This window comes from Soonwooa sp. (genome assembly GCF_032062245.1).
Classification (GTDB): domain Bacteria; phylum Bacteroidota; class Bacteroidia; order Flavobacteriales; family Weeksellaceae; genus Soonwooa.
The window spans coordinates 29,259-42,496 of the sequence record NZ_DAMBQF010000006.1 but is presented as its reverse complement, the minus strand read 5'-3'; the positions used below and the strand labels follow the sequence as shown (position 1 = coordinate 42,496).

The window sequence follows — 13,238 nt, the reverse complement described above, 5'->3', positions numbered from 1 at the left end:
TTATTTCAACAAATTCTTCAAAGCATCTTCTAATTTTGGAAACTTAAATTGAAATCCTTGTTTTAAAATCTTTTCCGAAGAAACGCGACTTCCTTTTAAGATTAAATTCGCCATTTCGCCAAACATTATTTTTAATCCAAAAGCAGGAACATTCGGAAACCACAGTTTCTTTTTAAGTTGTTTCGCGACGGCTTTCGTTAAATCTTTATTGGTGATATGCTCAGGCGCAGCAGCATTGTAAGCGCCAATCATTGTATCGTCCTCGATCGCTTGCAAATACATCGCAGACATATCATCGATATGAATCCATGGTACATATTGCTTTCCACTTCCTAATGGTGCACCCGAATTTTTCTCGATTGGTGTTTTTAATTCTGCTAAAAGTCCTCCTTTGTCAGACAAAACGCCAGAAGTCCGCAACATCACCACTCTATCGGCAACATTCTTAAAATCCAAAGCTTTATTTTCCCAAGCTTGACAAACTTTACCAAGAAAATCCTCGGCAGGCGAATCTGTTTCAACAAAGATTTTATCAGACGTTATTGCACCATAATAGCCAATCGCCGACGCAGAAATAAAAGCTTTAAGTGTTATATTTTGTTTTTCAATTTCAGCTTTGATAATGTCCGCAGAAATTACACGACTATCTACAACTAATTTTTTGTAAGACTTTGTCCAACGCATCGCAATGGGCGCGCCAGCAAGATGTACAACATACTCAACGCCGTCCAAAGCACCATCTTCGATAGAATTATTATCATAATCTAATTTAAAAGCTTTATAAGGACTTTGCTGCTTTTCGTCGTTGAATCTTACCAAAACATGAACGTCGTAACCTTTAGAAACGAGCAATTCACACAATGCAGAACCGATTAAACCTGTAGCGCCAGTGACAAGAACTTTAGATTTCATCATCAATTATAGTAATCTGATTTTATCATCTTCAATTTCGATTATTTTGTCTTTATAAAGACCGCCAATCGCCTTCTTGAAGTTCTTTTTACTCATTTGCAATTCATCTTTTATCTCTTCAGGAGATGATTTATCCGACAAATAAATCAAACCGTAGTTGTCATTTAGTTTATCAATAATTTTTTGTTTGAACTCATCGATATTTTCAAAACCTTCTGGTTGTAGAGACACATCAATCTTACCATCTTCACGAATCGCCTTAATATAACCTTGTTCAGTAGAAAGTGGATATAACTTTTTATAAACGTCAGAAGCGTAGATTAATGCAATATATTTTTTATCAATGATAACATTCCATCCTAATTCGGATTCGCCAATCATTAATAAATCGACTTTATCACCTTTTTTAAATGGTAAATCTGTGTATTGCGGATTACGTTTAAACTTGGTTGTACCCGTAATTCTACCACTCTCTTCATCAATATAGACGTAAACGATATAACGTTTGCTTTCAAGAATTTTCCCTTTTTGTTGTTTATAAGGCACGAACAAATCTTTGATAATTCCCCAGTCCATAAAAGCACCACTCGGCAAACTTTGCACACAAGTCATCACGGCAAATTCGTCGACTTCGCATAAAGGCGTTTCGGTAGTCGCTTTTAATTTGTCATCATCTTGATACACAAAAACGTCAACATCTTGATCAACTTCTAAAGTCGAATTAACTAGAATCTTAGATAAAAAGGCTTTCTCACCTAATTCATCTATCAAAATGTAACCTGAATTATTAACTTCTGAAACCTTTAGCGTCTGGAATTTTCCTACTTGCATTGTAAATATTTGTTGCAAAATTAAGTAAAATAAAAACATCCGCCTTAATGACGGATGTTGTGTTTCTAAAACTTATTTTTAAACGTAAATCCTAGCATAAACCAACGATCTGGCATTGGCACTAGGCTCGTTTCGGTATATTCTGCATTTGTAATATTATTGACTAGAAGATAAATATTAAGCTTATCTGTTTGATAATTTAACTTCGCATCTAGAAGATTATAACTTCCCAAAGCGATTCTCTCATTGTAACGATAGACAACTTCTGTCCCGAATCGCCAATATTTTGCTTGCAATTTTGCATTGAATTGATGACGAAGATTATCTAAAACATACTTGGAAAAGGCTTGATCTTCACGATTAATTTTGTTATCCAAATAAGTATAACCTACAGATAGATTATTAACAATCCAATTAAATTTTTGAGCGACCTCGGTTTCAAAACCAAGTGTTTTTACATTGCTAATATTTTCGGCACGCCAAATAGCAGCCAACGAATCCTTTGTCCAGTCAATGGCGTTATCCGTATTTCTACCGAAACCACTTACTTTCAAAAGAGAATATGCACGTTGATATTGATAGCCAATTTCGTAATTCCATGCATTTTCTGGTTTTAAGTTAGGATTACCAGTTTCGGTTTTACTAACATAATAAAGATCTGTGTAAGTAGGGATTCGGTTGGTTTTAGCTACATTTCCGTAGATTTTGTTGTGCTCATCTAGATTATATCCGACATCTAAACCTGGATAAAAAAAGTTGCCAGTCCCTGGATAATTCGCCCAACTTACACCTGGGATAATGTTAAGTTTTTGATCTAGCAAACTAATGTGATGTTCAAAAAAAACTTGCGTGATAAAACGCTCTCTTTCGCCTAGATTATTGCTGCGAAGCGCTTCGTTACGGAACTCGACACCCAAACCTGATTTCCCCAAACTTGACACGTAAGACGTATTCAACTCACCGCCAATATTGTTACCGATGTGCATATTACGGTAGATTTCGGGCTTAACACGGTTAAACAAATACATATCCTGTCCTCTTCTCCAATACACATTGGCGTTGACTCCAAAATTTCCAAAAGACTGATCGTAAGACGCACTCACCAAAGATGTTTGTGTCTCTTCGTATTGATCCTTGGCTAGTGGTGACGAATAAAATCCATTTGCACCAAATTTTTTCTCTGTAAAACCAGCTTGCATTTTGAAGTTTGCATCTTTGATTTTAAACTGATTTTGATACCAAACATTTTGCACATCGGAGTCTGTGTTAAAACGATAACCCGCAGATTCTGCTTTACCAACTTGAATAAAATTTCCGAAATTTTCGTTTCCAAAATCAGCAGAAGCACCAAGAGACCAAGTTTTGAAATCCCCACCTGCAGCATTAATTTGATAAGCATTGTCTTTACCAACATTGGTAATAATATTAATGACACCTCCGTAAGCATTCTGTCCAAAACGTCGTGCTGCAGGACCTTTTATAATCTCAACACGATCGATACTCGCCATATCAAAAGGAAGATTAAACGTGTTATGTCCCGTTTGTGCATCATTCATTTTGATACCATTTATCAGAACCAAAACCTGCTCGAAAGAGCTACCACGAATACTAAGATCTGTTTGTACATCATTCATCCCACGGCGACGCATATCCATCCCAGTGAAATATTGTAGCAAATCAGCAACGCTTCGTGCTGGTGATTCTTGAATTTGTTTTTTAGAAATAACCGTAATATTTTCCGCAACTTTAGTAATTGGAGTTGAAAAAAATTTTCCTTTTACGACAACTTCTTCTATGTCTTGCTGCTGTGCCGAAAAAAATGCACAAGACAACGCAAAACCCGTTAACAAAAGCTTTTTCATAGTTTTTTACAATTTTACGGGGGCAAAGCTATGCAATAATTAAAAAAATCAACAACAAAAAATAATTTATTTTAAGATTAAATTAAATATTTCCTTTAAAACAATATTTTAAATAAAAAAAATATTACTTTGACATTTCAAAACAAAACAATATTAACAACCAGTATTATCCTTTGTTAATATGTTGACAGAAAAACGAAACAATTTTCTTCATAAGAAATTGCTATATTTTAAGTTATCACTTGAGCAGTAATTTATTTTACTGCTCTTTTTCTTTAAGAAACTGTTTATAATTTAAACCTAAAATTTTCAAAGGATTTCTAAATAAACATTAACAAAATAACTAGCTGAAAAAAACGCATTTTTTCGTAATTTTGTGGGTCTTAATTTTGATATGGCTACAACTGCAGAAATCGATATAAAAAAACAACTTTTTGTTAAAAACGCACATCTTAACAATCTGAAACACATTGATGTTTTAATACCAAAAAACAAACTCATTGTGATAACGGGCGTTTCAGGAAGTGGAAAATCTTCGCTAGCTTTCGACACAATCTATGCGGAAGGTCAACGTCGTTATGTTGAAAGTTTGAGTTCTTATGCGCGACAATTTTTAGGAAAATTAGAAAAACCAAAAGTTGACGATATCAAAGGTCTTGCGCCATCAATTGCGATTCAGCAGAAAGTAATTTCGTCAAATCCGCGTTCTACAGTTGGTACATCGACTGAAATCTATGATTATCTAAAGTTGTTGTACGCCAGAATTGGCCATACTTTTTCACCAATTTCTGGTGAGGAAGTCAAAAAAGATTCTGTAACTGATGTTATCGATTTTATTAAGGCTTCAAAAAAAGACACGAGTTTTATCTTGATGGCACCTTTGCAATATGAAGTTGACAACTTTACCGAACAACTAAAAACTTTAAAGGTTTCTGGTTTTACACGTTTGGAAGTTGGCGGAAATCTTGCTAATATTGAGGATTTAGAAAGTTTTGGTTTCGTACCAGAAGCTAATACAGAAATATTTTTGGTTATCGACCGTTTCAGTTACGAAGAGGACGAAAACTTCTTGCAACGTTTGGCGGATTCTATCCAAATGGCGTTCTACGAAGGTCACGGACGTTGTCTTTTGAAAAATACAGAGAACAACGAGGTTCGAGATTTCTCTAATAAATTTGAGTTAGATGGCATCGATTTTAATGAACCGAATGTACATTATTTCAGCTTTAACAATCCTTATGGCGCTTGTCCAACTTGTGAAGGTTACGGCAAAATAATTGGCATTGACGAAGATCTTGTCATTCCAAATAAAAATCTGTCTGTTTTTGAAGATGCCATTGCACCTTGGAAGGGCGAAACAATGAGCGAATGGAAACGCTCTTTCATTAAAAAAGCAAAAGACTTCCCTATTCATAAGCCTTACCACCAACTCACAAAAGAACAAAAACAATATTTGTGGCGTGGCGACAAGTCTGCAAGTTTCCCAAGTATTGATAATTTCTTCAAAATGTTGGAGGAGAATCTTTACAAAATTCAATACCGTGTGATGTTGTCACGTTATCGTGGTAAAACGACTTGTCCGACTTGCGAAGGTCTTAGATTGCGTGAAGAAACATCTTGGGTAAAAATTGATGGGCACAACATCCAGTCTTTGATTGAATTGCCTTTGGATGAGCTTTCACCGATTATTGAAAGTTTTAAATTATCAAAATATGATGCCGAAGTTGCGAAACGTCTCCTTTACGAAATAAAATCTCGAATCGGATTTTTACTAAAAGTTGGTTTGGGTTATCTTAATCTTAACAGAACGTCCAACACGCTTTCTGGTGGTGAAAGTCAACGTATTAATTTGGCGACAAGTTTAGGAAGCTCTTTGGTTGGTTCCATTTATATTTTGGACGAGCCTAGTATTGGTCTTCACTCGCGCGACACCGAAAATCTTATTGAAGTTCTAAAAAATCTTCGTGACCTTGGCAACACCGTTATCGTTGTAGAGCACGATGAAGACGTAATGCACGCTGCAGACTACATCATCGATATTGGTCCAGAAGCGGGTTATCTTGGTGGCGATTTGGTATTTGCTGGTGATTATAAAGATTTGAAAAAAGCAGATACTTTAACGTCTAAATATCTTAACAACGAACTAAATATTGAAGTTCCGAAAAAGCGTCGTGTTCCAAAAGAGTTTATAAAAATAAAAGGTGCTCGTCAAAACAATCTTAAAAATATTGACGTCGATGTCCCATTGGAAGTTTTAACCGTTGTAACGGGCGTTTCCGGAAGTGGAAAATCAACTTTGATGAAGGAAATCCTAACCAATGCGGTGCAAATTCAGTTGGGAATGGGCGGCAAAAAAGCCGATTATGACAGTGTGGAGTTTCCAAAAAAGTTGATTAAAAACATTGAGTTAATCGACCAAAATCCCATCGGAAAATCTTCACGTTCTAATCCTGTCACTTATCTAAAAGCTTATGACGACATTCGTGATTTATTTTCGAAACAAAAATCGGCGTCGCTAATGGGATTAAAACCTAAGCATTTCTCTTTCAATGTAGATGGCGGACGTTGCGACGAATGTAAAGGCGAAGGTGTGATCACAGTGTCCATGCAATTTATGGCGGACATCGAATTGGAATGCGAACATTGTCACGGCACACGTTTTAAAAGTGAAATTCTTGAAGTTAAAGTTGACGAGAAAAGCATTTCGGATATTTTAAAAATGACCGTTGACGAAGCAATCAACTTTTTCACAGAATTGCAAGAATCCAAAATTGTACAAAAGCTAAAACCATTACAAGAAGTTGGACTTGGTTATTTGCAACTAGGACAATCCTCTTCTACCCTTTCTGGTGGCGAAGCGCAACGTGTAAAACTCGCGTCTTTCCTAGTAAAAGGTGTTACGACGGACAAAACTTTATTTGTTTTTGATGAACCGTCGACAGGATTGCACTTCCATGATATTAATAAATTGATGAAATCGCTGCAAGCTTTGATCGAGCTTGGACATTCGGTGATTGTGATTGAACATCAACCCGACATCATCAAATGCGCTGATTATATTATCGATATTGGTCCAAATGCTGGAAAACATGGTGGCGAAGTGGTTTTCACTGGAACGCCTGAAGATTTAGCAAAGAATAAAATATCGGCAACCGCAAAGTACATCGCTGAAAAACTTTAAGTTTTCTTGAAGTTTTAAAAATAAAAAAGGCTTTCAGAGTTTTGAACTCTGAAAGCCTTTTTATTGATAAATAGTCCTATTTTTACGCTAAAACGTCTTGCAATTCTGTATGTTTTTTGAACATTGCGCTTGCAAAAGGACAAAGCGGAATCACTTTTTTGTTTTCTTTTCTAGCGAAATCTACCAATGCATTTAGAAGATTCATTCCGACACCTAGACCGTTGTAGGCTTCTTCAACACCTGTGTGATCGATGATGAATTTATCTTCACCAGCCCAAGTATAAGTCATTTCGCCAGCATGTCTTCCATCTATAAAAGCTTCGAACATTCCATTTTTTTCGTTGTTTTGTTGTTTGATTTCCATTTTTATATTTTTTTATTTGAATTCAGAATTTATTGTAATTGAACCTTCCAAAATCTTGTGAACTGGACAAGCATTCGCAATATGCTGAAAACGCTTCATCTGATCTTCCGGAATATCAGTTTTCGAAAATCGAATATTTCTATTAAGTGTCGTTTTCATTTTGTCATCGCTATCAACTAAAGTCACATCAACAAAAATTTCGCCAACATCCCAAGTTTTTCTCTCAGCATACATTTTCAGCGTAATGGCTGTACAACTTGCCAAAGATGCCGCAAGAAGTTCTGTTGGTTTTGGAGCTAAATCTTTTCCACCTTTGTCAATTGGCTCATCAACGATTATCTCATGATTTCCCGTTGTGACTTTAGTTAAATAAAGTTCGTTTCCTATTGTTGCAGTTACATTAACATCCATATCGTTTTATTTTTTACAATATTAAGATTATCATTCTATATCCCAATTGATGTGAGATAGGAATTAACTTTTCCGTTCCAAAAACAAAAGCGAGACCGTTTTTTATGAATATCATTTTTAAAATTAAAAAACTAAAATTTCCCTAATCTTTCGAAAATATAAAATTGGTATCCGAATCTGCGGCCGGGATAGTAAGGGCGCGACTGAAAGAAGCGGTCCGAAGAATAGTTTGGAAAAAGGTTTGGGCTTCTGAGGACGAAACCCCTGAATAGCCCGAAATGCCGCCCAAATAAAAAAACTAAAAGCTCGCACGAATCTGCATACTGCCCGTGTGGATCGTACGTTCGCCAGAGTTACGACCTTCGTAGTTGATGTTAAGTTGTAAAAACGAGTTGAGGCTTTGTTGCCAATAGACGCTCCAGACTTGGTTTTTGCCAGCTTTGAGACCTTCCAACATTTGGTTGCCAACAATGCTGAAACTGTTACCTGTAAAATCGTTCTTGATAAATGAGAAATTGGCTCTGACAGAGGTTTTCTTGTGGTCCCATTGCAAAGTTCCTGACAATTCGTAAGCTTTTAGTTTTTCGTCGCCGTCGGTTCTTTTCTTTTGACGAAGCGCACCGAAAAGTTCAGCTTGAAGACTTTCTGTTAAACGATAAGTGGCTTTGGGCTTGGTTTCCCAGTTTTGAAGAAGATAATTGCGGGTGCTAAACATCTGCGAATGATTGGTGACATTCTGAAGTTGGTTTTCCCAATCGGTGCGGAAATTTTTGTTAAACCAATATCCCAAATTAAAGTAGTGCGAATCTTGGGAACGTTCTTCTACACTGTAATTAGCGTTGAGTAAATTGTCGTTTGCCGTGAAGCGATAATTTGCATTCCATTTAGATTTGTCTGTAGAATTAAACAAAGCCGAAAACAAGATGTTCTGGGTTTTCATAATTTTATCATTTTCTTTAGCAAAAGGATTAAGAACAACAACGCGATCGCCTTTCATAAAAGCGTTTTGCGATAATAATGATACATTGAAATTCCATCTTTTTAGGAAAGCATTTTCGGAACTAAAAATAACTGCTGGATTTACAAACAAAGCCAATTGCAATTTGTTTTTGTTGGATGCCAAATACTTCACAGTGTTGGTGTAGACGCGAATGTATTGCGCCTGATCCATATATTCTGCAACTTCGAACTCGTCCAACTGCTGAATACCATCGCCATTATAATCCGTCCATTTGTAAACGCCTTGCCCATCGGTCACTTTAATATATTGAAACTCTCGTTGCGCTTCTTGGCCATTTCCTAATTCATAAAAAGCTTGCAAACGCATACCGTTTCGGAAAAGTTGTTGGTTGTACATCAAGTTACCAACCACGAAATCTTGGTTTTGATCATTCGTTAAAGTTTGATCTTTATAGAAAAACTTGCGATAATGCAGCAAAGCAGACAACTGAGTTTTTTCGCTTTTAATGATTTGACTTTCCGCCATTATCCCGAGAATATTGTTCATCTTTTGTAAACGATTATCTCGAATAGAGTCGTTATCTCGAAGATAGACTTTCATCAAAAATTTTGTACGTGTGCTATCTGCGATTTTCTTTTGTAAGAAAATTTCTTTCCAGCTAAAACTCGTGACATCGTAAAGTTGCGTGTCGTTATATTTTTTAAGGTTATGCTCCATCGCGCCACCAACAGACCAACTTCCTTTTGTACCTAATAATTCGGCAGAAGCATTGGCTCGAATAAACTGCGAGTTAACCAAAGTGGATTTGGTATCCAAATAAGACGCGCTGGCTTGGGTTATCCATTTATCGTTTTTCCAACCGAAACCTAAATCGTTTTTAATGCCTTTGTACGTTGCTTTTTCGTCAAGATAATTGAATTTATAATTTAAAAAAGTAGCATTATTCCAAAGGTTGTCAAAACCAAACACAAATCTGTTTTGAGTAATATGACTAAATTCTTCCGTTAAGTTAAAATCTCGCCAAAAATCAACATTGTTAATTCTGTCCAAGACTTTAAAATTCTTTTGAATATATTGATACTCAAACATCGGCGTGCCTTTCCAATTGTTTTTAATAAAACTTTTGTTAGCATAGACGCGAGCGGCATAACCAATATTTTCATTATTATCTTTTGATGAAAAAAGATTAAGATCGTTATTACTAATCGAAGCATCCACGCCAATTACGCCATTTTCTAAAGCATATTCGGCATTGGTGGAAAATACTTGCGTCTTCTCAGGAGCTGGCAATCGTCGAACCGCCTGATAATCGCCCAAACCTTGTCCTACAAATTCGAAAACGCGACCATTATTAGTGGTTTGCTGTATTCTGTAATCACCTTTAGCCGTTCCAAAAAACGTAAAGCTTACTTGATACAACTCATCATCTTTGTTGGTTGAGAATTCGTAATGATAAGTCGAACCGTCAAAGATTTTTTTGTAGAGAATTTTATTAACGTCGTATTCGGTTTTAACACCAGAAGGCGCATACATCATGTAGCCATTATTACCAGCATTAATAAGATATTGTTTGTCTTCATCACTAAGGTTAAGCGCAAGTGGTGCATTTTTATTATCATTTTCAATAAACCAAGAAAGCCCAACTTTGAGACGTTCTCGCTGATGTTGGAGATTTCCAGTTACTAAAAATCGGGTGTAATTTCGGTTCGTATAATTATAAGTTATGGTAATGAAATTCTGTTTATAAATTGGTCTAAAACTCGTAAATGTAATTTCGCCCGTATTGTAATTAATGATATAATCGAGGTTTTCGCCACGCTTCATCAAAACGCCATCGATGTAGACTTGCTCCGAACCCGAAATAATGGTGATAAATTGTTCGCCGTTTTTTCCTAAAAGTCGATAAGGACCTTGGTTGCCTTCGATACCTTGAAAGCGCATTCGGTTGAACTCACTTCTCGCAATACCTCCCGAAATATCTAGAAAAGTTTTGTTGCCATTTTGCTCCCAATTGGTTTGGAATTGTAAGCCCATACTTCGGCGTTGGTAACGTCCAAAAAAAGTTTGATTATCATCTAAATCGAGATGTCCCGCTCGAATAATGCTGTGTTTTTTAATATTTAATTGAACATAAATCTTATCAAACTCTTGTAAAGTCTGTGTATAACCATCCGCCTGAATCGGTAAATTGTGATCCGAAATGGATGCTAATACTGAAACATCATCGCTCAACTTCCCCGAAATCTGCATATCCATCGAGCTTTGCACCGAAGAACCTTGGTTGTTACCGAATGTTATTCCTCTTACGATGGAACCTTTTGTATTAAGATCGCCTAGAATACGAGATTTTGTGTTTTTTACTAAAACCTCTTCATCATAAACAAGCTGCGGCGATTTTTTAATAAAGTCTAATGTATCTTTAGCAAAGAAATCTTTGTTAAGTTTCGCCGAAATTAAGCTATCTTTTTTAATAGAGTCATTGGGGAGATTTGGATTTTTCCACGTGAAAATTTGAGCTTGTGTTGTAAAACAAGCCAAACAGAACAACAAAATGGTAAAAATCTGTCGATACAATTTCAATTTTTTTCTGGCGTAAATCTACGAATAATACAGAAGAGTAAAAGATTTACAAGTGATTAACGAGAATTTTTGACAAAAATTTTATATTTAAAATAAAAGTTTATCTTTGTCATCCTCTTCAAAAAAAAATGAAAGTTAAACATTATTAATGATTAATTAACTTCAAAAATTTTTAAAAGGAAAAATACAAAAGTAAATTTGCACCAGAAAAATAAACTTAACTTAAATATTTTATCATTATGAAAAAATTTTATTCTTTATTAGCAGTTGCTGCTATCTCAATGACTGTTAGTGCACAACAAACTGTTTTCGAAGCGACTTTCGCTGATATGGATGGAACAGGAGGTAACGATGGTAGTTGGTCTGGAAATATTGCTGCAACAGCTCTATCAACTTATACAACTGGAGGAACATGGGTTCTTAATAATGCGTATAAAGCTGATGGTTCTCTTAAATTAGGAACTAGTTCAAAACTAGGTGATATCACTACACCTTCTATTAATGCTTCAGGTAATGCAACTTTAACTTTCAGAGCTGGTGCTTGGGATGGTAACAATGAAAGCACAAATTTGAAAATTTCTGCAACAGGTGCTACTTTGGATAAAGCTTCTGTTACTTTGGTAAAAGGTTCATTTACGACTTATACAATTAATATAACTGGTGCTAATAATGCAGTTAAGATTAAATTCGAAGGAGATAAAGCTTCTAACTCTAGATTCTTCATCGATGACATTAGAGTAACTGTTCCTACACAAGCTGTTACCGATACTAATGCAACTAAAGTTAACTTAGTTAAAAATACAGTTGTTGCTAACGAAATCATCTTCGGTCAAGAGGCTAAAGTATCTGTTATTAACATGGCTGGTCAAGTTGTAAAAACTGCTGAGGTTAAAGATAACTCTAGATTAGATGTTTCTAACTTAGCAAAAGGAACTTATGTAGTAACTGCAACAGTTAATGGTAAAGCAGTTTCTCAAAAAGTTATCAAAAAATAATTATTATTTCTTAAAAAATAGTTGAGCCTCCAATTTTGGAGGCTTTTTTATTAATAGAAACATAATATGAATCATGTTTTTATAAAAGGAATAAGACGTAATTTTGTACTATAAATAATTGTTTAACTATTTCTGCTGCTATGATATTTTGATTGAATAAAAGGCTAATTTTAAAATGACAATTTAAATTTCAACATTAAAAAATTGTTAAATTTTAATTCATTTGTTTTTAAATTCAAATAATTTGTAAATTAGCAGTCCAATTTTTAACAAAACTTAAATTTTTTATATTATGAAAAAAATCTTTACAATTTTAGCTGTTGCTGCAGTCTCTTTAGTATCTGCACAAACTAATTTATTTGCTGGTTCAGACTTTAACGATTGGGCAGCTTTTCAATCAAGCTTAGGATTTGACCTTAAATCTGGTGAGCAAAGTGCTACAGGTGGTATTGGTGGATCAGGTGCTTTAAAAATCACTGATAACGCTGCTACTTCTAACATCTATGTAATGACTGCTAACAAGAACATGAATGTTGCAGGAGCTAACTTTATTACATTAAAAGTTAAAGGTAATGCTGGAGGAGTTTCTTTCAACGCAGGTGATGGTACAGCTGCAGGAAGTAAGTATTTCAATGTTCCTGCTGGGACAACAGGAGATGTTACATTGACTGGAACTGGTGCTAACTCTTACACAGGAAGTATCAACGCTAGCGATTGGATTACAATTAAATTAGATCTTACTGGTGTTAACTGGGGATCAACTCCAAGTTTTTCTATCAAACTTCAAAAAAGCTCTACTAATGCATTATTTGTAGATGATATCAAAACTGATAAGAATCTTGCTGTTGGTGATGTTAACGCTTCTAAAGTTAACTTAGTAAAAAATACAGTAGTTGCTAACGAATTAATCTTCGGTCAAGCTGCTAACGTATCTGTAATCAACATGGCTGGTCAAGTTGTTAAAACTGCTGAAGTTAAAGAAAACACTAAACTTGATGTTTCTAACTTAGCAAAAGGTACTTACGTTGTAACTGCAACTGTTAACGGTCAAGCGGTTTCTCAAAAAGTTATCAAAAAATAATTGAATTAAACTTCAATAAATAATGAAGACCGTTCTTATGAGCGGTCTTTTTTTGTTTTA

At 35.2% G+C, this 13,238-nt stretch carries 9 protein-coding genes; 3 read left to right on the top strand and 6 right to left on the bottom strand.

The genetic code is table 11. From position 1 onward, the window contains the following. From RT037_RS05185 to RT037_RS05175, 3 genes are all read right to left on the bottom strand, one after another. Complete coding sequence (locus RT037_RS05185) at window positions 1-915, bottom strand: TIGR01777 family oxidoreductase (protein ID WP_313028605.1); 915 nt, start codon at window positions 913-915, stop codon at window positions 1-3. Window positions 916-918: 3 nt separating this feature from the next. After that, window positions 919-1,743 carry a S1 RNA-binding domain-containing protein gene (locus RT037_RS05180; protein WP_079665622.1) on the bottom strand — a complete coding sequence of 275 codons (825 nt, stop codon included), beginning with the start codon at window positions 1,741-1,743 and terminating at the stop codon, window positions 919-921. A 65-nt stretch (window positions 1,744-1,808) separates the two neighbouring features. Beyond that, on the bottom strand, window positions 1,809-3,605 hold the full coding sequence (locus RT037_RS05175; RefSeq protein WP_313028601.1) for a TonB-dependent receptor: 1,797 nt from the start codon (window positions 3,603-3,605) through the stop codon (window positions 1,809-1,811). A 394-nt stretch (window positions 3,606-3,999) separates the two neighbouring features. Here RT037_RS05175 and uvrA point away from each other — a divergent pair, with 394 nt between their 5' ends. Beyond that, the gene (uvrA, locus tag RT037_RS05170) at window positions 4,000-6,786 is read left to right on the top strand and encodes an excinuclease ABC subunit UvrA (protein ID WP_313028599.1); all 2,787 of its coding nucleotides are present in this window, start codon (window positions 4,000-4,002) and stop codon (window positions 6,784-6,786) included. Window positions 6,787-6,868: 82 nt separating this feature from the next. Here uvrA and RT037_RS05165 read toward each other — a convergent pair whose 3' ends face one another. The 3 genes from RT037_RS05165 to RT037_RS05155 form a co-directional block, all read right to left on the bottom strand. Next, window positions 6,869-7,150, bottom strand: coding sequence for a GNAT family N-acetyltransferase (locus RT037_RS05165; protein ID WP_313028598.1), 282 nt, complete (start codon window positions 7,148-7,150; stop codon window positions 6,869-6,871). 12 nt (window positions 7,151-7,162) lie between these two features. Continuing rightward, the gene (locus RT037_RS05160) at window positions 7,163-7,561 is read right to left on the bottom strand and encodes an OsmC family protein (RefSeq protein ID WP_312324636.1); all 399 of its coding nucleotides are present in this window, start codon (window positions 7,559-7,561) and stop codon (window positions 7,163-7,165) included. A 298-nt stretch (window positions 7,562-7,859) separates the two neighbouring features. Continuing rightward, window positions 7,860-11,096, bottom strand: a complete 3,237-nt coding sequence (locus tag RT037_RS05155) for a hypothetical protein (RefSeq protein ID WP_313028699.1) — start codon at window positions 11,094-11,096, stop codon at window positions 7,860-7,862. A 245-nt stretch (window positions 11,097-11,341) separates the two neighbouring features. Here RT037_RS05155 and RT037_RS05150 point away from each other — a divergent pair, with 245 nt between their 5' ends. Together RT037_RS05150 and RT037_RS05145 are read left to right on the top strand one after the other, a co-directional pair. Beyond that, window positions 11,342-12,097 carry a T9SS type A sorting domain-containing protein gene (locus RT037_RS05150; RefSeq protein WP_313028596.1) on the top strand — a complete coding sequence of 252 codons (756 nt, stop codon included), beginning with the start codon at window positions 11,342-11,344 and terminating at the stop codon, window positions 12,095-12,097. A 292-nt stretch (window positions 12,098-12,389) separates the two neighbouring features. Further along, on the top strand, window positions 12,390-13,178 hold the full coding sequence (locus RT037_RS05145) for a T9SS type A sorting domain-containing protein (RefSeq protein WP_313028595.1): 789 nt from the start codon (window positions 12,390-12,392) through the stop codon (window positions 13,176-13,178). The last annotated feature ends 60 nt before the right edge of the window (window positions 13,179-13,238 follow it).